At 67.4% G+C, this 19747-nt stretch carries 21 protein-coding genes and 1 tRNA gene; 6 read left to right on the forward strand and 16 right to left on the reverse strand.

What is annotated here, in order from left to right:
* Positions 1-3: 3 nt before the first annotated feature.
* On the reverse strand, positions 4-1272 hold the full coding sequence (locus tag ACFYO1_RS22750) for a hypothetical protein (protein ID WP_387234226.1): 1269 nt from the start codon (positions 1270-1272) through the stop codon (positions 4-6).
* A gap of 293 nt (positions 1273-1565) precedes the next feature.
* Between ACFYO1_RS22750 and ACFYO1_RS22755 the strand changes: the two genes are divergently transcribed.
* Both ACFYO1_RS22755 and ACFYO1_RS22760 read left to right on the forward strand, forming a co-directional pair.
* A tRNA-Gly gene (locus tag ACFYO1_RS22755) sits at positions 1566-1636 on the forward strand.
* A 289-nt stretch (positions 1637-1925) separates the two neighbouring features.
* Positions 1926-3209, forward strand: coding sequence for an alpha/beta hydrolase (locus ACFYO1_RS22760; protein WP_387234229.1), 1284 nt, complete (start codon positions 1926-1928; stop codon positions 3207-3209).
* Between the two features lie 49 nt (positions 3210-3258).
* Here ACFYO1_RS22760 and ACFYO1_RS22765 read toward each other — a convergent pair whose 3' ends face one another.
* The 6 genes from ACFYO1_RS22765 to ACFYO1_RS22790 all read right to left on the reverse strand — a co-directional run bounded on the left by ACFYO1_RS22765 (position 3259) and on the right by ACFYO1_RS22790 (position 9508).
* A complete protein-coding gene (locus tag ACFYO1_RS22765; protein WP_387234232.1) occupies positions 3259-4377 on the reverse strand; it encodes a methyltransferase in 1119 nt (372 codons plus the stop codon).
* A gap of 109 nt (positions 4378-4486) precedes the next feature.
* Positions 4487-5002, reverse strand: coding sequence for a flavin reductase family protein (locus ACFYO1_RS22770; RefSeq protein WP_387234236.1), 516 nt, complete (start codon positions 5000-5002; stop codon positions 4487-4489).
* Complete coding sequence (locus ACFYO1_RS22775; protein WP_387234239.1) at positions 4995-5510, reverse strand: NADPH-dependent FMN reductase; 516 nt, start codon at positions 5508-5510, stop codon at positions 4995-4997. The genes ACFYO1_RS22770 and ACFYO1_RS22775 overlap by 8 nt, the downstream gene beginning before the upstream one ends.
* Positions 5511-5556: 46 nt before the next feature.
* Positions 5557-6888 carry an SfnB family sulfur acquisition oxidoreductase gene (locus tag ACFYO1_RS22780; RefSeq protein WP_387234242.1) on the reverse strand — a complete coding sequence of 444 codons (1332 nt, stop codon included), beginning with the start codon at positions 6886-6888 and terminating at the stop codon, positions 5557-5559.
* Positions 6888-8003 (reverse strand): dimethylsulfone monooxygenase SfnG, encoded by a 1116-nt coding sequence (gene sfnG / locus ACFYO1_RS22785; protein WP_387234245.1) that lies wholly within the window; start codon positions 8001-8003, stop codon positions 6888-6890. The genes ACFYO1_RS22780 and sfnG overlap by 1 nt, the downstream gene beginning before the upstream one ends.
* Before the next feature lie 119 nt (positions 8004-8122).
* Complete coding sequence (locus ACFYO1_RS22790) at positions 8123-9508, reverse strand: styrene monooxygenase/indole monooxygenase family protein (RefSeq protein WP_387234247.1); 1386 nt, start codon at positions 9506-9508, stop codon at positions 8123-8125.
* A gap of 98 nt (positions 9509-9606) precedes the next feature.
* On the opposite strand from ACFYO1_RS22790, the gene ACFYO1_RS22795 reads away from it, so the two are divergent.
* On the forward strand, positions 9607-10095 hold the full coding sequence (locus ACFYO1_RS22795; RefSeq protein WP_387234250.1) for a GAF domain-containing protein: 489 nt from the start codon (positions 9607-9609) through the stop codon (positions 10093-10095).
* Positions 10096-10131: 36 nt separating this feature from the next.
* Here ACFYO1_RS22795 and ACFYO1_RS22800 read toward each other — a convergent pair whose 3' ends face one another.
* Both ACFYO1_RS22800 and ACFYO1_RS22805 read right to left on the reverse strand, forming a co-directional pair.
* Positions 10132-11568: an LLM class flavin-dependent oxidoreductase gene (locus ACFYO1_RS22800; RefSeq protein ID WP_387234253.1), complete on the reverse strand. Its 1437-nt coding sequence runs from the start codon at positions 11566-11568 to the stop codon at positions 10132-10134.
* On the reverse strand, positions 11565-12785 hold the full coding sequence (locus ACFYO1_RS22805) for an acyl-CoA dehydrogenase family protein (protein ID WP_387234256.1): 1221 nt from the start codon (positions 12783-12785) through the stop codon (positions 11565-11567). The genes ACFYO1_RS22800 and ACFYO1_RS22805 overlap by 4 nt, the downstream gene beginning before the upstream one ends.
* 104 nt (positions 12786-12889) lie before the next feature.
* Between ACFYO1_RS22805 and ACFYO1_RS22810 the strand changes: the two genes are divergently transcribed.
* A complete protein-coding gene (locus ACFYO1_RS22810; RefSeq protein ID WP_387234259.1) occupies positions 12890-13192 on the forward strand; it encodes a DUF1905 domain-containing protein in 303 nt (100 codons plus the stop codon).
* Positions 13193-13195: 3 nt separating this feature from the next.
* Here the strand turns inward: ACFYO1_RS22810 and ACFYO1_RS22815 are convergent, their stop codons facing one another.
* From ACFYO1_RS22815 to ACFYO1_RS22830, 4 genes are all read right to left on the reverse strand, one after another.
* Positions 13196-13819 carry a hypothetical protein gene (locus ACFYO1_RS22815; protein WP_387234262.1) on the reverse strand — a complete coding sequence of 208 codons (624 nt, stop codon included), beginning with the start codon at positions 13817-13819 and terminating at the stop codon, positions 13196-13198.
* An 89-nt stretch (positions 13820-13908) separates the two neighbouring features.
* On the reverse strand, positions 13909-14244 hold the full coding sequence (locus ACFYO1_RS22820; protein WP_150400154.1) for a hypothetical protein: 336 nt from the start codon (positions 14242-14244) through the stop codon (positions 13909-13911).
* 104 nt (positions 14245-14348) lie between these two features.
* On the reverse strand, positions 14349-14645 hold the full coding sequence (locus ACFYO1_RS22825) for a hypothetical protein (RefSeq protein WP_387234265.1): 297 nt from the start codon (positions 14643-14645) through the stop codon (positions 14349-14351).
* Positions 14632-14856, reverse strand: a complete 225-nt coding sequence (locus ACFYO1_RS22830; protein ID WP_135233911.1) for a hypothetical protein — start codon at positions 14854-14856, stop codon at positions 14632-14634. Before ACFYO1_RS22830 ends, ACFYO1_RS22825 begins: the two co-directional genes overlap by 14 nt.
* A gap of 124 nt (positions 14857-14980) precedes the next feature.
* On the opposite strand from ACFYO1_RS22830, the gene ACFYO1_RS22835 reads away from it, so the two are divergent.
* Positions 14981-15763, forward strand: a complete 783-nt coding sequence (locus tag ACFYO1_RS22835) for an alpha/beta fold hydrolase (protein ID WP_387234268.1) — start codon at positions 14981-14983, stop codon at positions 15761-15763.
* Here ACFYO1_RS22835 and ACFYO1_RS22840 read toward each other — a convergent pair whose 3' ends face one another.
* The 3 genes from ACFYO1_RS22840 to ACFYO1_RS22850 are packed head-to-tail and all read right to left on the reverse strand — an operon-like array spanning position 15764 to position 18704.
* Positions 15764-16429 carry a TetR/AcrR family transcriptional regulator gene (locus ACFYO1_RS22840; RefSeq protein WP_387234270.1) on the reverse strand — a complete coding sequence of 222 codons (666 nt, stop codon included), beginning with the start codon at positions 16427-16429 and terminating at the stop codon, positions 15764-15766.
* A complete protein-coding gene (locus ACFYO1_RS22845) occupies positions 16414-17178 on the reverse strand; it encodes a crotonase/enoyl-CoA hydratase family protein (protein ID WP_387234273.1) in 765 nt (254 codons plus the stop codon). The genes ACFYO1_RS22840 and ACFYO1_RS22845 overlap by 16 nt, the downstream gene beginning before the upstream one ends.
* Positions 17175-18704, reverse strand: coding sequence for an acetyl-CoA acetyltransferase (locus tag ACFYO1_RS22850; RefSeq protein WP_387234276.1), 1530 nt, complete (start codon positions 18702-18704; stop codon positions 17175-17177). Before ACFYO1_RS22850 ends, ACFYO1_RS22845 begins: the two co-directional genes overlap by 4 nt.
* Positions 18705-18867: 163 nt before the next feature.
* On the opposite strand from ACFYO1_RS22850, the gene ACFYO1_RS22855 reads away from it, so the two are divergent.
* Positions 18868-19629, forward strand: a complete 762-nt coding sequence (locus ACFYO1_RS22855) for a crotonase/enoyl-CoA hydratase family protein (protein ID WP_387234278.1) — start codon at positions 18868-18870, stop codon at positions 19627-19629.
* Positions 19630-19747 lie beyond the last annotated feature (118 nt).

A 19747-nucleotide genomic window follows, 5' to 3' on the forward strand; every position in this document is an offset into this window, starting at 1 on the left:
GATTCAGTCCTCCCAAGCTTGCATTCCGGTCGGCGCGGCATATTTATCCTTCGGCGCGTTCGTGACCTTACTTACGTCAGCGGCGTTGATAATATCGATGCCGAGCTCTAGTTGCCGCTTCCGCTCGTCTACCTTATATTTATCCTTTAGCTTATCGATTCTACCTTGAAGTTCTTTGGCTGCCGCGTCTTGAGGATTCTGCAGTGCCTCGATGACCGCTTTCGCATCGGCGATGACTTGCTTCATCTTATCGAGGGTTTCAGTCGCATGCTGATAGATTTCCCAGATTGCTTTACCGAGGTCGTAGAGGTCCTTGGCGCGGAACAGCCAGCCCACACCGGGGATGAGCGAGGTGGACACCTTCGCGAAGACATCCTTCAGGCCTTTGTCGATCAGCTCTTCTTTGACTTTCTTATTTACATAATCGAGGAGCGTCTTGGTGGCGTCCTTGATTTCTTGAGAAGTTGCATCGAGAACTGCCTTCGCGATCCGGCCGATCGACCCCTCCCATGCCATGGCGTTGGCCAACCGCAACCCGTGGTCCTGGTAGGCATCCGCCGCCTTGCCGGTCCAACTCGAGGCAAGCTGGCTGTTACCTGCTTTCAGCGTCGAAGCCAGAGTCTCGGCAGCAGCGCCTGCCTTGCTGAAACATTCACCCGCTCGCTCCAACTCAGCCCAGTTGCCGGCCAGTGGACCAATAAGCTGCTCCAGCGGACTCCAGCCGCCGGCCGGACCTAGGCCAACGTTGTCATGCAGCCAAGCTGTGACCTCTTTGATATTCTTATCGATATCGGTCAGGATCCCTTTACTGGAATCGATGATCGACCTTATATCGCTTTCCCGATGCGCCGGAAGATCGACGTCCGGGTTATCACCCGCCGAGAACGTGGTCGCATCGGTAACCGGATCGACGTTGTATCCGGTATAGCCACCGTAATTTTCTATTTTTGAGTGCGAATCCGCGAGCTTGTCAGCCGAATTTCTATCTGTGGAGCTGTAGCGCCAAGACGCTCGCTTCAGCTCGTACCCCACCGCGTCCAGATCAACCGACCGACTGGTGAGGCGAGACGCCATCATGGAGCCGAAGATCGCCACCGCGTCATCGATGCCGACAACATCGATCAAGCCAGCATTGTCGAACGCCCCATCTCCTTTATAGGAAAAGTCAACCGGCGCTTTGGCAAGGATAGTGGCATTACGCACCGTCTGCGCCAAGGTTGCAGAAAGATCACCCATCCCATAAATATCACCCGGCCGAGCCGAAAAGGTCATGATATCCCTCCCCAATAGCGCTTCATGTCTGTAAACCTAGGACGGCGTGCGACGATGCGGCTAACTCCCTCCCGCCGCGGAGCATACGACTGGCCGCGATGGGGCGCAAGGGGGCCTACCGTCGGCCGATGCACGGCCAACGCAACCTTCGTCGCGTGGCGAGCGGCAGTTGCAGACCGCCGACGCCGCCGACCACAACAGCCGATCATCGGCGCAGGTCAAGGGAATTTGCCAGGACCTTTCCCGGTTCGTGGATGGTTCTGCTAAAGTCTCCCGAGTACCTTTACCGGTCTGCCGATGTAGTTCAATGGTAGAACTTCTGCTTCCCAAGCAGACAGCGCGGGTTCGATTCCCGTCATCGGCTCTTGTAGTGAAAGCCCTGGCCAGAGACTCTGGTGCAGGGCTTTTTCTTGTCTTAGCCCGGTGGGCAGTACCGGAGGGGGAGGTGGGGTGGCTCGGTGGGGTGATGTGGGGGTGGGGGAGGTGGGCCGACGATCTGGGGCATGTTTCGTCGCACTGTATTGGTTGTGGGGTTGGCCGCCGGGCTCGGTTCGGGAGTGTTGGCCGGATGTACGTCGGAAGGAACGCCTGGCGCTTCGCTGAGTTGGCGGCCTTGCCCGGAGAAGGCCGAATTCGATTGTGGGACAGTCACTGTGCCGGTGGATTGGGAGCGGCCGGAGGGGGAGACGATCGAGGTGGCGGTGGTGCGGGATCGGGCCGGCGATCCGGCGAGGAGGGTGGGGACGTTGGTTTCGCTGCCGGGCGGGCCGGGGTCGTCGGGGGTGGACGAGATTCTGAAAGGGGGGAAGTTTTCCGCGGAGCTGCGGGGGCGGTTCGATATTGTCAGTATCGATCCGCGTGGGGTGAAGCGGAGTCATCCGGTGCAGTGCGATGCGGGGCTGGTCAAGTACCGGCCCAACGTTATTCCGGAGCTGGGTGGGTGGATCGATGAAGTGCATTCGTATGCAAGGGATCTCGCGGCGAGCTGCCGGCAGTACACGGGGGCGCTGCTGGATCACCTCGATGCGGTGAGTATCGCGCGCGATGTCGAAGCTGTGCGGTCGGCGCTCGGGGTGGACCGAATCAGTACGTACAGCCGGTCTTACGGCACGATGCCCGCGCAGGCGTACGCCGAGCTGTTCCCGAAACACTTGCGCGCCATGCTGTTGGACAGCGTGGACGACCACAGCTTGGACGGCCGGGCCTTCCTCGCCAGCGAAGCACGAGCGGGCAAGGACACTTTCGGCGGGTTCACGCAGTGGTGTGCGCGGGATGAGCAGTGCGCGCTGCATGGGACGGACGTCGACCAGATCTTCGACGATTTATATGCCAAGGCTTCGCGTGGCGAACTGCGCGACCCCGCCGATGCCACCAAACCAGTCGGCGCGTTCGACCTGAACGCCCAGATCGTTCAGCGCCTCTACCGTCCCGAATGGTCGCGCCTGGCAACGGATCTGCGCGTACTGGCGGACCAGCCCGCCGGTAGCCCGCTGCCGCCTGCCACGGCACAGCCGCAAGGCAAACCCGCGCCGATGCCGGAGATCACCGTCTGCTCGGACTGGAACTTCGACATCGCGGACCAGGACCAGTGGATTCGACTGTGGCGCGAGCAGAACACCAACTCCGCACCGCTACGCGCCCACTTCGCTTGGGGCGCAGGCTCTTTGTGCTCCGGCTGGCCGATCCCGCCGGCGAACCCGCCGCATCGCCCGCAGATCGTGGACGGGCCACCGGTGCTCATCATCAACTCGCGGCACGACCCGGCGACGCCGCACGAATGGGCGGAGGGCGTCGCGAAGAACACACCGGATGCGACCCTGCTGACCTACGAAGGCTGGGGCCACGGCGTCTACGACCGCTCCCCGTGCACGACAAACGCCGCCGACCAATACCTGATCAACCTGACCATCCCGCAAACCAGCTGTCCCGCAGCCTGATCCAGCGGCACCGAGAGGCGACACGGGCCGACCAAGCGGCCACCCGTCGTTACGGCGAGACGACCAGCCGCCAGAGCGAGGTGACCTCCGCCGCACGAGCGGCATGCAGCGGGTCGGAGGCGTCCCGGGCACGCGGGTGCCGCGGCGTCGTATCGCTCTTGCCGATCACGTGCAGCCCGGCCGAGTCGATCATGGCGAGCAGGTCGTCCCGGGTCCGCAGTCCGAGATGTTCGGCCAGATCGGACAGGACGAGCCAGCCTTCACCATTCGGTTCGAGGTGCTCGGCGAGACCGGCGAGGAAACCGCGAAGCATGCCGCTGTCCTGGTCGTACACGCCGTGCTCGATCGCGGAGGTCGGCCGGGCCGGTAGCCACGGCGGGTTGCACACGATCAGGTCGGCGCGGCCTTCCGGGAAAAGGGCAGGACCGACGATGTCTACGGTTCCGGCGAGGCCCAGCCGATCGATGTTCTCGCGGGCGCAGACCAGGGCGCGCGGACTGTCATCGGTGCCGACGACGTGACCGGCACCGCGACGGGCGAGCACCGCGGCCAGCACTCCGGTCCCGGTACCGAGGTCGAAAGCGGTGCGATGCGTACGCGGAAGGGGCGTGCCCGCGACCAGATCGACGTACTCACCACGAATCGGCGAGAACACGCCGTAGTGCGGATAGATATGGGCGTCCAGCGCCGGAATCCGCACACCCTTTTCCCGCCACTGGGCCGCGCCGAGCACACCGAGCAACTCGGTGAGCGCGATCAGCATGGGCTCACCGGATGGTCCGTACACGTCGTCACACACTTGACGCACGTCCGGCGCGCGACGCAGCGCAAGCGTGTGATCGCCCTCGAGCTGAACGAGCAGCTTCCCGAGCACCCGCGCGCGATGATTGCGCGCCTGGCGCTGCAAACGGAACGTCTCGGCCGGACTATCACCAGACCCGGGCGCTTTCCGATCGACGCGCCGAGTCATTGCCTGGAGCAGCTGACGAGCATTGTGATAGTCGCCGCGCCACAGCAGCGCCGTGCCCTCACAGGCCAGGCGGTATGCGTTCTCGGCGGTCATCCGGTCGTCGGCGACCACGATCCGGGTCGGCGCGGGCGTGGCGCTCTCGGAGTGCCAGCGGGCAGATCGGACGGTATCGGCCTCGGTCCAGGTCATCGCGGGCATCGGTGGCTCCTCGGGTCAACGCAGTGTGCCACACCCGCCGGCCACCGCCTCGACCAGGGCTGATCGATCGCGCAGGCCGGCTATCGCGATCGGGCCCGGTGCACCGGACTCACCCGGCGAGTCCCCTGACCTCCGCGTCCAGCCGACGAAATCGACTGCCGTGGAACACGAGTGGATCGACATCGGTGCGGGTGGCGATGCGATGGATCCGCAGGATGACGACCGCGTGGTCACCCGCGGGCACCTCCGCCTCCGGCACGCCCTCGATCCACGCGGACGCACCGTCGATGAAGACCGCCTCACCGGTCCCCCGGTGCAGCGTGGTGCCGCGGAACCGGTCACCGTTGCGCGCACCGAGCGTCCGCGCGGCCTCCTGCTGATCGGTGCCGAGCAGGCTCAGGCCGAGGTGACCGGCGGCGGCCAGCTTGGGCCAGGTGGAAGACGAATTCTGCACGCAGAACGACACCAGCGGCGGATCCAGCGACACCGGCACGAACGTGCTCACCGCAAGACCCTCTGGCGTGCCGTCGATTTCGGCGCACACCGCGACCACTCCGCTGGGGAAATTGGCGAACGCGCTGCGTAGTCCGCTGCCGTCCGCGGGAAATTCGAAGAGCTCATGCATGGTTCGGCACCCCCGCGGTGACGGCGAGCGCCTGCGCGACGGAGCGCCAGCGGTCGCTGTAGCGCTCGATCACACCGTCTTCCTGAAAGGTGCGATCGGACAGGTACAGACCGGGCAGCGCCGCGGTGGCGCCCAACTCGACCAGGACCGGCTTGAGCAGCAGGTCCGGCGCCAGCGCGTGGACCGGTCCAGCGCCGAGCATCACCGGAACACCGAGCACGCCCGCCAGTCCGGTACCTCCATCGAATTGCTCGAGGAACAGCTTCAGCAACCCGGTGTAGGTAGCTTTGAAGGTCGGGCTCGCGAAAACGACCAGCTCCGAATCAGATACGGTGCGCACCGCCGCCGCGACCGCCGGATCACCCCAGCCGAGCAGCGCGGCACCGAAGTCGACCAGGTCGATCACGGTGGGCTCCACCTCGGGCCGCAGCCCCTTCGCGACCAGTGTGGCCGCCGTCAAGGTGCGGGAGGCGGGCTTCGGATTGCCTACTACGACCGTCACAGTCACTGTTCGTATCCTTTTCGATCACTTGCTGTTTCGACCGGCAACCCGGTCAGATCACGCCGTGCAACGGTGGCGCGGTACCGTGCAACAGCGCACGGCCGAGATGCTGGTACTTCCATCGGATCGGATCGTGCAGGGTATGTGTCCTCGCGTTGCGCCAGAAGTGATGCAGGTTGAGCTCCGCTGCGGCACTGCGTGTTCCGCCCACTTCGAACAGCGCACTTGACACCTCGATGGCCGCTCGGTCGGCAAGCACCTTCGCCGCGGCAACCGCCAGCGATGCCCGACCGGCGGCATTCTCCTGTTCGCTGTCTTCCACTGTGCCACGCGATTCGAATCCGGCAAGCCCCTGTTCGGGGGGTTGCGCAACGCCCACGGTGGCCGCGTCGACGGCGATACCGGCGGCGGCGAGGGTCGCCTCGGCGGCGGTCACCGCGACGGACAGCTCGCCGAACCGCTGGATCACCAGGGGGTCGTCCGCGGCGTGCGCGACCCCCGCCTCGAACCACGGCCGACTCGACGTGCGCACGAACTCCGTCGCGGCGCCGAGCGCGCCCCTGGCGATCCCCGCATCGATGGCCGCGTGCAGCAGTTGCGCGAACGCGCCGTAACCGGTGGGCGCCTGCACGGCGGCCGAACGACGGATCAACTGATCCCGCTCGACCAGCACCTCCTCGAAGGTGACAGTGCCGCTACCGGTGGTGCGCTGGCCGACGCCGTTCCAGTCATCGATGATCCGCACGCCCGCGGAATCGGCTGGCAGATAAGCGATGTACTCCCCAGGCTCCAGCCCGCTGCTCCCGTCGGGATCATCCAGTCTGGTCAGCACGGCGAGCAGATTCGCGAACAGCGAACCGGTGCAATAGAACTTGCGCCCGTCGACGCGGAACCGATTCCCGGCGGGGCGGACCGTGGTGGCGATATCGGCGATCGTCGCGCCGCCACGCTCGGACTGCGCGTTGGCGATCCGCCCGCCGTCGAGCACCTGCGCGAAGTAGCGCTTGCGCTGCTCGGCGGTTCCGGCCAGCCGCACCAGATTCACGTAAACGAAGTGGCTGTGCGGAATCTGGGCGATATTCGGATCGGCGGTCGCGAGGATGCGCACCACCTCCGCGACCGCGCTCGGCGGCAGGTCCGCGCCGCCGTACTCGGCGGGCACGGTGATGGCGAGCAGCCCGCCGGCCGCGAGCCGGTGCACCTGCTCGTGCGGCAGTATCCGGTCACGGTCGCGGGCGGCCGCACCCGATGCGAACTCGGCCGCCAGCTGCTCCGCAACCGAAAACGCCTGTGCTGCCGAGGTGATCCGATCGGCGGCGAACGCGACGGCCCCGGAGGGTGACCACGCTGAAGCCAGGGAGCGCCGACCATCGGCGACGGTCATCAGCCAACCGCCGCGACCGGCCGTCGCGCGGCCTCCAGCTCCCGAACCAGCGGAAGCACTTTCGCACCGAAGTACTCGACCTCCTCCTGAAAGTGCAGGAAGCCACCGAGAATCAGGTCGACGCCCAGCTCCCGGTAGGCGACGATGCGCTCGGCGACCTGTTCCGGCGTGCCGATCAGCTTGGTGCGGAACCCGTCGTTGTACTGCACGAGATCCTCGAACGACGAGTCGGCCCACATGCCCTTGCGGTCCTTGGTGGACGCGCCGGCTTGCTGCACCGCGTCCCGGAAGCCCTCCACCGCAGGCTTGTTCGCCTTTTCGACGATCTCGCGCAGGGTGTCCTGTGCTTCCTTCTCGGTATCGCGAGCGATGATGAAACCGTTCAGGCCGAACTTCACCTCGCGCTTGTTCGCCCTGGCGACCTCGCGCAGGTCGTCGAGCTGTTCGGTGACGCCGTCGAAGTCCTTGCCGTTGGAGAAGTACCAGTCGGCGTAGCGGCCGCCATTGCGCCGGGCCGCGGACGAGTTACCGCCCTGGAACAGTTCGGGATTCGGGCGCTCAGGGGTGTTGAGCGGCTTCGGCTTCAGCGTGAAGTCCCGGATCCGGTAGAAGTCGCCGCCGTAGTTGACGTCGTCCTCGGTCCAGATCTTGCGGATCACCTCGAGGAATTCGGCGCTGCGCCGGTACCGTTCGTCGTGCTCGAGCCACGGCTCGCCGAGCGCGGTGAATTCACCGGCGAACCAACCGGATACGACATTGATGGCGAAGCGGCCGTTGGACAGATGGTCGGCGGTGGCGCCGAACTTCGCCAGCACCGCCGGGTGCCAGAGGCCGGGGTGGATGGCCGCGATCACCTTCAGCCGCTCGGTCGCGCCGAGCAGCGCGAGGCTGAACGAGGTCGACTCGTGCTGGAATTCGGCGCCATAGGAGGCGGTGTAGCGTACCTGGGACAACGCGTAGTCGAAGCCGTTGTTCTCCGCGGTCTGGGCCAGCTTCTTGTTGTACTCGAAATCCCAGCCGGTGCGCTGTTCGATATCGCTGGTGACCAGTCCCCCGCTGACATTGGGCACCCAGTAGGCGAATTTGATCTCGTCGGCGATCTGCTCCGTGGTCATTGTTTGCTCCATGGGGTCGGGGGTAGCCGTCGATCTCCTCCCACTCCAGCACCGCGACCCGACCGGCACGAGGGTTTGAATCTGTGCGATCGGATCGCGGTACCGGGAATGTTCGGGTCTCAGGCGTGGGTGAGGGTGTTCGCGAAGGTGGATCGGTCGAACTTTCCGGCAGGCGCGAAGCGGCCGAGCAGTGCCTCCGCGTCTTCGCCGGTGACGCTGGTGATGAAGGCGTGTGCCGCGGCCACCGAGTCGACCGCGAGGAACGGCTGCGGGTGATGCAGCAGGCCGACCAGGGCGGCGGCGAACTGGGGCTCGACGGCCGCGGCCGCGAACAACGTGTTGCCGATGTCGGCCAGCTCGGGGTCGCCGAGGAACAGCCGGGTGACCTTGTTGGCGGCGTCGCCGCGCACCGCGAGGAAGCCCGCGTACTGCTCGCCGAGCCACGCCTCGTCGAACGGGCCGTCGTGCACCGCGGCCGCCGCGACGAGCCGCTGCGCCTGGATCAAACCGCTCTGCGCGCCCTGACCCGCGATCGGGTCATAGGCGGCCGAGGTGTCTCCGAGCGAGGCGACCACATGACCGCCCGCCGTCCGGCCGACGCCGGCCCGGACCACCGGCCGCACCGCGCCCTTCAACCAGGAGTGCGGGTCGTCGGCGATCACCTCGGTGGCCAGCACCTCGGGCAGATCCCAATCGATGAAGTCGCGATAGAGGTCCTGCACGATCCGGTGTGCGGACTCGGCGGAATCCGCTGCGGCGAAGCGGGTTTCCCATTCGCTGCCCGGCCTGGCCCAGCCGAGGAACGCCCAGCTCGGTCCCGCGTCCTTGTGCAGGTACGGGCCCCACCACGCCTCGCCCTGCTCGGCGAGGATGGAGAAGCCGCTGTGCCCGCCGCCCGCCGGGCTGCGATGCGCGAACACGTCTTTGCCGTAACCGATTCCGGTCACCGTGACGGTGAGCAGCGACCGTTGCGGCGCGTCGTACGGGGTGCGCGTCTGGTCGATCGGGAACAGGTCGGACAGTCCGCCGCGGCCGGTGGCGACCAGGGTGAGGTCGTTGGCGGCGGCGATCGGGTCGAGGGATTCCGGGGTCACCGGCTCGACAACGAACCGTCCGCCGCGCTCCAGGAACGCGGTGAGCCGTTCGTCGGCCTTCAGTCGGGTATCGACGGCGATACCGGCATAGCCGTCGAAATTGCCGTCGAATTGGATCAATTCGGCGCGGTCCGGTCCGGCGATCCGGACGCTGAGCCCGGAGTGCCGCGGCGCCCGCGCGGTGTAGGTGTCCAGTCCGAGCGCGGATTCGGCCTGCTGGGTGATGCCGAATTCGAGGGCGGTGCCGGTGGCCGGTACGTCGTCGCGCAGCGCGCGTTGATCGCGCTCGCTGTAGAGGGTTACGTCGAATCCGGCGTCGAGCAAGCCTAACGCCGCAGTGACGCCGGTTTGGCCGGCACCGATTACCGCGGCCGAACGGGGGGAACGGGGAACGGAATTCTGCGTTGTCATGTTCGGATCATCCGGGCTGTGACGTGGCCCTCGTGAGTGTTGCGATCAGCGAGAATCAATGAGCAGACAGGGGTTTTCCCTGGCGTACCATTCGGGCCATGTCGTTCACCGTTGCCGATCTGACCGGAGACCGGACCGAGCAGTACCAGCAGCTCGTCGCGCAGGCGGAAGCGCTGGTCGCGGGCGAGCACGACCGCGTCGCCAACGCCGCCAACCTGTCGTCGCTGGTATTCCACGCGCTGCCCGGACTGAATTGGGTCGGGTTCTATTTCTATGATGGAAACGAGCTCGTTGTCGGGCCGTTCCAGGGTCAGCCCGCGTGCGTTCGTATCGCCCTCGGTAAGGGCGTGTGCGGAACTGCGGCCCAGACCCGGGAAACCCAATTGGTGCCCGATGTGCACGCGTTTCCCGGGCATATCGCGTGTGACGCGCAGACGCGTTCGGAGGTCGTTATTCCGCTGGTGCACAATGACGAACTCGTCGGTGTCTTCGATCTCGACAGCCCGAAGCCGGATCGGTTCGACGAAATCGACCAGGCGGGACTGGAATCCGTCGCGCGGGCTTTCCTCTCGGCGCTCCCTTCCTGATGTTCCGGCGAGCACCTGAGTGCTCGCCGGACGCGGTCAGGCACTCGGCGTAGCGACCCGCGCCCCTGGGCGTGAGACCTCGTCGGGCAATGCGGTGGATCCGGGTGCACCGAGGCGGTAGCGGGCGCCGCGATGCTCGTCGGGTAACCGGTCGCCCGCTTCGAACAGCGCGTTGCGGAGCGTGCCGGGGACGTAGTCGGCGGCGTAGGCGCCACGTTCGGTCAACACCGGAACAACATGCCGCACAACATCTTCGAACGATCCCGGGGTGATGGCGTAGGCCAGATTGAACCCGTCCAGATCGGTGTCCTCGACCCATTCCTGGAGCCGGTCCGCGACGGTGGCGCCGGATCCGACGAACACCGGGCCCATCCCGCCGATGCCCGCCCACCGGCCGATATCGCGCACCGTCCACTCACGGCCGTCGTCGTCGAACTCCTGGAAGGCGGCGACGGCGGACTGGATGGCGTTGCTCTGCACCTGTCCGATCGGATCGTCCAGGTCATAGCCGGACAGGTCGATCCCCATCCAGCCGGACATGAAGACCAGGCCGCCCTCGATGCTGGCGTAGGACAGGTATTCCTCGTGTTTGCGGTGCGCCGCTTCGTCGGTGGCGTCGGTGATGATGGTCGCCAGCGCGTAGATCCGCGCGGAGTACGGATCGCGACCGGCCTCCCGAAGCGAGGCGCGGATGCGGGAAACCGTCTGGGCGAGCAGTCGTTTCGACGGCGCGGCGATGAAGATGGCCTCGGCGTTCTCCGCGGCGAACCGCACGCCACGGGTCGAGGCGCCCGCCTGATAGATCACCGGCGTGCGCTGCGGCGACGGCTCCGAAAGGTGGATGCCGGGCACGGTGAAATGCTTGCCCCGATGGCCGATGTGGTGCACCTTCGCCGGGTCGACGTAGACGCCGGCGGCGGCGTCGCGGACCACCGCGTCGTCCTCCCACGAGCCTTCCCACAGCTTGTACAGGACCTCCAGGTATTCATCGGCCTGGTTGTAGCGCTCGTCGTGGTCGAGCTGGTCGTCCGCGCCGAAATTCCGTGCCGCCGAGGGCAAGTAGCCGGTGACCACGTTCCAGCCGATGCGGCCGTTGGTCAGGTGGTCGAGGGTGGAGAGCCGGCGCGCGAACGGAAACGGATGCTCGAAACCGGTGCCGGTGGTGATGCCGAACCCGAGGTGCTCGGTGACCGCGGCCATGGCCGAGACGAGCAGCAGCGGATCGGCCACCGGGATCTGCGCGCCCTGGCGCAGCGCGGCGATGTCGGTGCCGCCGTAGACGTCGTAGGTGCCCAGCACGTCGGCGATGAAGATGCCGTCGAACCGCCCCTGCTCCAACAGCTTCGCCAATTCGGTCCAGTAGCTCAGTTCCTTGTACCGGTGCGACTGATCGTCCGGATGCCGCCACAGGCCCGGCGATTGGTGGGCGACGCAGTTCATGTCGAAGGCGTTGAACCGAATTCGGCGGGTCACTGCTGGGCCTCCGCCGCCGGTTTGCGTTCGCCCGCGCTCCAGGCGAACGGCAGCTCGGCGCCGTTGAGCAGGTGATCGCCGATGGCCCTTGCCTTTTGGATGGCCGGGTTGTGCACCGAGATGGTGCGGGCGTTGCGCCAGTGCCGGTCCAGCCGTTGGCGTTCGGAAACGACCGACGCGCCGCCGACCTCGAAGAGCAGCGTGGTGGCGGGCAGCACCAGATCGATCACCGCCAGTTGCGCCTGCGCGGCAGCGAGTTCGGCGGCCACCAAGGACTTTTCGTCCTTCGCACCGTCGGCGAGGACCTCGTCGAGAACGTCGGCGACGGCCAGCACACTCGACTCGGCGGCAAAAGCGGCGGCCGAGAGCCGGCCGATCACCTGCTGTACCAACGGATCCTCGCGCGGCACCCCCGCGGCGGAGTGCGAGTAGCTGCGCGTACGACCCGCCACCCAATCCCGTGCGTCCAGTTCCGCGCGCCGCGCGATGCCGGCCAGCACGGCGAGCTGGACCAATTGGAGATACGAGGTCGCGTAGGTCGGGCCGGGCGCGCCGTAGCCCGGGCCGAGGATGCGCTCTTCGGCGACCACGACATCGGTGAATTCTGTTGTGCCGCTAGCGGTCAGGCGCTGACCGAAGCCGTCCCAGTCGTCGTGCTGGCGCACGCCCTCGGCGTTCGCGTCGACCAGCACGCCGACCCGCTCACCGTCGCGGTCCGCCGCGGCCAGGATGTAGTCGGCGTACTGCGAGCCGGTGCTGTAGTACTTCACCCCGTTGAGCAGCCAGCGGTCACCGTCCCTGGTCAGCCGGGTGCGGTAGCGGTCCACCGCGCCCACCCCCGGCTCGGTGATCGCGTTGCCGACCAGCGTGCTCGTCACCGTCCGCAGCCACTGCTCGCGGCTCGGCCCTGGCTCGGCCAGCAGCTGATCCTCGACGAAGGAGAAGTGCACGCGCAGCGCCTGCGGCAGGTTCGATTCGGCCGCCGCGAGCTCGATCAGCTGCCGGAACAGCTGGCGAACGGTGGCCCCGTACCCGCCGAACTCGACCGGCACCCGCAGCGCGCCGAACTTCGCCTCGCGCAGCCAGCCCACCTCCTCGAACGGCAGGCGGCGGTCGGTTTCGCGCGCCACCGCCCCCTGCGCGATGCGGTCGAAGATCGGTCCGAAGACCGCATCCAGTTCGGCGTCGGTGGCGGATTTGGCCTCGAGGGATGTCATCACCCCACGATCGCGCAGCACCGTGCCCGGCTCACGGGTTGCGCGCACCGCGATCGAAATGACGGTCCGCCGGAGTTGTCGGTGGGTCCCGATACAGTCGCGGCGTGGCTGGATCGCAGTACTCGTTCACGGCGGAGGTGTGGGAACACTCCGGCATGGGGTCGTGGCATTTCATCTCACTGCCCGAGGAGATCGCCGACGAGATCGAGGAGCGCTACGCCCAGCTCGCGGGCGGGTTCGGCGCCGTTCGGGTGCATGTCACGATCGGGTCCAGCCGCTGGTCCACGTCGCTGTTTCCGGACAAGTCCCGGGCTACCTACGTGCTGCCGGTGAAGAAGGCGGTCCGTACCGCCGAGGATCTCGGCGCCGGCTCGCAAGCGCGGATCGAGCTGGTCGTCGCCATCTGACGGTCAGTACTCGCGCGGACCGTACTGCCACGAGCCGGGCGGATCACCGCCGCCTGCTTGCGCCGCTCTGCGCTTACTGCCGCTGCGCTTGACCGCGACGACGATGATCACCACGAGGCCGAGGATCAATCCGCCGCCGCCGATGCCGAGCGCCGCGAACAATTGGAAGACGAACGAATCACCGAGGCCGGGGCCGATGGCGGCGGTGCCGCCGTAATCACCCTTCGTCGTCACGTGATAGGTGCCCGGCTGCTTCGCCTCGAACGAAAAGGCCGCTTCGCCATTGTGTTTACCGAACGAGTAGGTGACCGACGCGTCGTACTTCGTCAGCGGCACAGCCGAACCGCCGGGATCGGTGATCACGATATTCACCCGGCCCGGAAGACCTTCGAAATAGACGGTGTAGCCGCCGGTTTCGGCCAGTTGCACCTCACCGGAGCCGGGCACCGCGACCCGCTGGAAGTCATCGATCTTGCCCGCGGTCTGGGTGATGCCGACAATGCCGAGACCGAGGCCGCCGAACACGCCGATCGCGATGAGCAGGCCACCGAACGCGAACCACCAGCCGGATGGCGTGATCCGTTGCGGGACGGGCGGATACGGCGAATTCTGGTTGTGCGGTTGCATGCCGGCCTCATCTCCCCCGCCGAACTACATCGACGCGACCTCAGCATAAAACGAATGCCGCGGTCGCGTCGATGAAGAAGCGGCGTGGGTCAGCGCGGGGCGGTCATGCATTCGGTGGCGATGCGGGTGCTCGCGGTGCGCGCCTTTTCCGCATCGTCCTTGCTCATGCCGAGGGTCTCCTGGTCGGCGGCCTTGGTGTCGTATTCGTTGCTGACCATGACCCGCAGGCCGTCCTGGGAGATGCCCTGGTCGATGAAGAGCTTCGCGGCGCAGTCGGCGAGCTGCTGGCTCTTGAGCCCCTTGTCCTGCAGGGACTTGGCGAGGTCCGCCTGCGTCACCGTGGGCGCTGCCGCCGCTTTGTCGTTGCCGCATGCCGCGAGCACCGGCAGCGCGATGAGCGCCGCGGCGATCAGGGAAATCCGCACCTGAATCCCTATCTGTCGAATGGACACTGTCGTCGAATGGACGCTGTGGGACGTCGGCCACGATGGTACCGATCAGGGCAGAAACCTTCGTACGAAGGAGATTTTCACAAATCCATGGCGGCGCGTAAGGCGGTATCCAAGCGTTCCAGCGTCTCGGTTTCCATGTCGTCGACGCGTTCGACAAGCCAGCCGCGGAAGATGCGGCCGATGTTGCCGGCGTGCACCCAGCCGTACCGTTCCACCGGGACCGCGAGGATGTCCCTGGGATCGTCCTCGACCACCTCGGCGGCGATCAGCCAGGGCCTCGGTGACTCGTTGATGCCGTCACTGCTGATGAGCACGACTGTGCGCCGTCGCGGCGAACCATGCGGGTTGTAGATCCACAGTTCACCCCGCCGCACGCATCGCCTCCTCGGCGGCGGCCATCTCGGCCGCGTCCGCGGCGGCCTGAGCCGTCACGTCGGGCGCCGGGCCGCAGCCGGTGCGCACGGCTTCGCGCCGCGCGGCCTTCGATATCCACGCCGAGGGTGACATGCCCGCGCGGGCCGCGGCCTGCTCGGCGAAGGACCAGGCGGCCTCGTCCAGCGAAAGGGTGACCTTACGCGTTGCCATACCTTTTACCTTACCGGCGTTTTCGGGCCACTGCCAGCGGAAATTGTCCGGTTTCGGCAGAAGATCACCAACTGATGGCTGGCGACTGCTGTTACTGTGGGCGCACGGCCGGGCGAGAGTTGGGATGACCATGTTGAACCATCATCGGGTCGGTCAGGGCGAACCATTGGTTCTGGTGCACGGCATCGGGAGCCGGTGGCAGGTGTGGGAGCCGATCATCGACACGCTCGCCGAGTCCTATGACGTGATCGCCGTCGATCTTCCAGGCTTCGCGGGATCCGCACCCCTGGCCACCACGACCGTCGACACGCTCACCGATGCGCTCGCCGATTTCCTTGCCGCACAAGGGATCGAGCGGCCGCACCTGGCGGGGAACTCGATGGGCGGGCTGATCACCTTGAACCTCGGTGCCCGCGGCCTGGCCCGCTCGGTCACCGCATTCTCACCGATCGCGTTCTGGGACAAGGCCGGTCGTGTCTGGTGCCAGCAGTCGCTCGGCAAGTCACGAATGCTCGCCGGCCCGATGAAACGTGCGCTGCCGACCATTCTCGGGACCGCGGCGGGCCGGACGGCGTTCCTCGGCCTGGTTTTCGGCAAACCGTGGGCCGTGAGCACTCAGATCGCGGTCGATACCGCGAACGGAGCGGCCGACGCACCCGGGTTCGAGGCCGCCCTGGCTTCGTTCGACGAAGCGCAGCTGCACGAAATCGGCGCTCTGGCAGACATTCCGGTCACCATTGCCTGGGGCAACCGCGACATCTTGCTCACCTACCGCACCCAGAGCCGTCGCGCCCGCGCGGCACTGCCGAACGCAGAGCACGTCACCCTGCACGGCAGCGGCCACACGCCGTTCTACGACGATCCCGCGGCGTGCGCGCGGGCAGTGCTGGACACCGCCGGCCGCTAGCTAGCGCGGCGGACGCGGCTCGGTCAGCGTGTCCGGATGCGCCGTCCCCAGCAGGATGCGCACCGCATTGCGCCAGCGGTGCTGGATGATTCGGTTCCGATCCAGCTCACCGGTCAACAACACCCGCAGCGCCATACCGGTCATGATCTCGATGGTGAACTCGGTGATCGTCGGCACCCGCGGGTCGTCCGGAAACTCGGCGCGGAAGACGTCGCGAATGCTGTTGTGCATCAACTCGAACAGTCGATGCTCCAGCGGCAGGAACGCGGCGAGCAGCTCCGGGTCAGTGCGCGCGCCGACCCACATCTCCAGCGCGGCCCAGAACGACGGTCCGCTGAGCATCCGCATGGTCAGCTCGACGGCGGCCTCCAGCCGGTCCGCCGCCTCGGGCAGCTCGGCGAATTCCCTGGTCAGCTGGTCGAATCGACGCGCGGCCAGATGTTCGACCGCGCCGGCGAGCAGGTCGGCCTTGGTCGGGAAGTGATGCTGGAGCGTGCCGCGCGGCACCCCGGCCCGCTTCTGCACCGCGAGCGTGGTGGTGCCCGCGTAACCGTCCTCGATCAGGCTCTCCACCGCCGCGTCGAGCAGCCGGGCGCGCATCCGCGCCCGGCGTTGCGCCTGGGTGTCCCTGACGCCTTCACCCGCGGCGGTCAGCGGCCCTGCCACTGGGGTTCGCGCTTCTGCGCGAAGGCGAGCGCGCCTTCCGCGGCGTCCTTGGAAAACAGTGCGGGCAAGGCGATTTCGCCCTGCTTGGCGAACGCCTCGGTCACCGTCCAGTCCGGCGACTCGTCGATGATCCGCTTGCTCGCGGCGACGGCCAGCGGTGCGGCGGAGGCGATTTCGGCGGCCAGCTCCAGCGCCGCGGCGAGTGCGGCACCGGGTTCGGTGACCCGATTGACCAGGCCGAGCTGGTAGAGCCGATCGGCGCCGATGCGCCCGCCGGTGAGCGCGAGCTCGGCGGCGATGCTGCGGGGCAGGCGTTGGGTCAGGCGGAGCACGCCGCCGCCGGCCGCGACCAGGCCGCGCCGCACCTCCGGGATGCCGAACTGCGCGTCGGCGGCGGCGACGATGAGGTCACCGGAGAGCGCCAATTCGAAGCCGCCGGCCAGCGCGAACCCCTCGACCGCCGAAATCATCGGCTTCGCCGGAGGTTTCGCGGCGATCCCGAGCGGCCCGCGGCGCTGGGTCATCGGCATTTCCCCCTTCGACGCGGCGACGAGATCCATTCCGGCGCTGAAGGTTCCACCCGCGCCGGTCAGCACGAGCACCCGCGCGGTGGCGTCGGCCTCGAACTCGTCGACGGCGGTTTCGATGGCCTGCGCGGTCGCGAGGTTGATGGCGTTGCGCGCCTCGGGGCGGTTGACGGTCAGCACGGTGATGGCATCGCGCCGGTCGACCAAGATCAGTTCGGTCATTTGACGGTCCTCTCGAGCAGGGTGAGCTTGTCGGCAGCGGCGATGTCGGCGGTGGCGCCGAGCGGGTCACCGTCATCGAAGGCGGCGACCGTCTCGGCGTCGGACGCCCGGACAAGTATGCGGGCACCGGTCGGAGTCAGAGCGCTGACCACGACGGCCTCGGGCTCATCGGCATGGTCGGGCGCGGGCCCCTTGCGATAGGCGACGGTGTACGACTCGACGGTGGCCGGCCCGGTGTAGCCGGGGGCGGCGTCGCGCCTGGCGGCGGGAACCTCCGCTTCGATCGAATGGAACAGTCGCGCAGGCGGTTTCGCGGAGTACACGCCCACGCCGTGCTTGGTGATGTACCAGCCGAGCGCGGTCGCCAGGCCGTAGGCCTCTGGATCCTCGCGCAACAAGCCGACCAGGGTCGCGATCGAATGAGTCGTGTAGTTGTTGCCGGGGCCACCACCGAAGGTGAGCCCGCCGGTGACCGACAGCGGCCGCGCCGGATCGTCGATCGGCAGGCCGAGCGCCTCGGCCGCGACCTGCACCGCCACCGGGAAGCAGGAGTAGAGGTCGATGTGCGCGACGTCATCGATGCCGATGCCGGCCGCACCGAGAGCGGCCCGCCCGGCGGCCGCGATGGCCGGCGAGGCAGCCAGGTCCGCGCGTTCGGAGACGAACCACTCGTCGGTCGCGGTGGCGCCGCCGTGCGGGAACACCCAGCGATCCCGCGGCACCCCGGCCGCGGTCGCCGCGGACGCGCTGCACAGGATCAGCCCGGCCCCCTGATTCACCGAGAGATTCGCGACGAGCAGCTTGGGATACGGCGTAGAGACCATCCGATTCGCGGGCGTCGGCGTCACCAGATCGGCGGGCGACTGCGAGGTGGGCTGCCACGCATAGGGATTGTTCGCCGCCACCGCGGACAGTCTCGACCACAGGCCACCGATGCGCGCTCGATGCTGGTCCTCGGTCAGTCCGAGCCGGCCGCGCAGCGCGGTCTCCATCAGCGCGTAGAAGTAGACCGGGCCCCACAGTCCGGCCGCGGTTTCCATGTCCGAGTTGGGTGCGCGATCCGAGCCGACGAGCTGGGTCGGCCGCGCGTCCTCCGGCTGCTCCGGCCAATCCAGCGCGGCGCCCGTGCGGGTGGCGGCATTCCACGCGGCGACCGCCTCGGCGCCGGTGATCAGCGCGATGTCCGAGCGGCCGTCGGCGATCTCCTGAGCGACCGTGTTGAGCAAGCGCTGCGGTGCGTCGCCACCGAAGCGCACGGACTGGAACGTGCGCTTCGGACTCGCGCCCAGCTCGCCGGCCACCAGCGCGCCGAGGTCCGCGTACGGCCTGCTGACCGGGGCCGCGGCGGCGATCAGATCGGCGGAGCGGAGCAGCCGGTCGCCGGTGCCGCTGTCGGCGCCCGCCCGGCGCAGGGCCTCGGCGGCGAGTTCGACCGGCCCGGGCAGACCCGGCTCGCCGCTGCGGTGCACGGCCTGTCCGGCACCGACCAGCACCGGCGTTCGGGGATCCATTCCCGCTGGCAGCATTGTTCCTCCGAAATGATCTCGCGGGCCGTCGACGCAGCTTTCGCACGGCCGCCGACGCAGTTACCGTCAGCATTGACGGTAACTTGAGTTCGATTAGAACAGAGTCCCGACGACCGGGCAATGGCCCACTGTCCAATAACTGACTCGCGGGTAAGATCCGTACATGGGCACCAACATCGCGCTGCGCTTCGACGGCGACCGCGCCTACGTCACCCTCGACCGGCCGGACAAGCACAACGGCCTCACCATCGACATGCTCGGCGACCTGATCGACACCGCGCACGCCATCGCGGGCCGCGACGACGTGCGCGCGGTCATCCTGTCCGGCAACGGCCCGAGTTTCAGCAGCGGCCTGGACATCGCGAAGGCCACCGGCGACCCGCTGTCCATCGTGCGCAGCTTCATTCCGCTGCCGTGGCGCGGCACCAACACCTTTCAGGAGGCCTGCTGGGCCTGGCGCAGGCTGCGGGTTCCGGTGATCGCCGCGGTGCACGGCCGCTGCTTCGGCGGCGGGCTGCAGCTCGCGCTGGCCGCCGATTTCCGTTTCGCCACGCCGGATTCGGAGTTCTCGGTGATGGAGGCCAAACACGGCCTGGTGCCCGACATGACCGGCGCGGCCACGCTCTCCCGGCTGATCGGCGTCGACAAGGCGCTGCTGCTGGCGATGACCGCGGACACCGTCGACGCCGCGTACGCCGAACGGATCGGCCTGGTCACCGAGGTCACCGCGGACCCGCTGGCCGCCGCGGAGAAGCTCGCCGACCGCATCGCGACCCGCTCGCCGCACGCCGTCGCAGGGGTCAAGCGGCTGTTCGACCGGGCCTGGGAGGCTTCGACACGCCGCACCTTCGCAGTGGAACGGGCGACGCAGCTGCCGTTGATCATTAGGCTGGCCACGACGCGGGGTAAGCCCACCGAGAGTTAGCGGTCAGCAGCCCCTTTTGCCCCACGCACCACATTTTCGACGAGTTCACTGCTAGCATTTCCCACAGATTTGCCAGCCAGTCGAATGTGGTGCGTTGCACACCGCGAATGGTCTGTGT

The sequence above is a fragment of the Nocardia sp. NPDC006044 genome (assembly GCF_042871115.1).
Taxonomy (GTDB): domain Bacteria; phylum Actinomycetota; class Actinomycetes; order Mycobacteriales; family Mycobacteriaceae; genus Nocardia.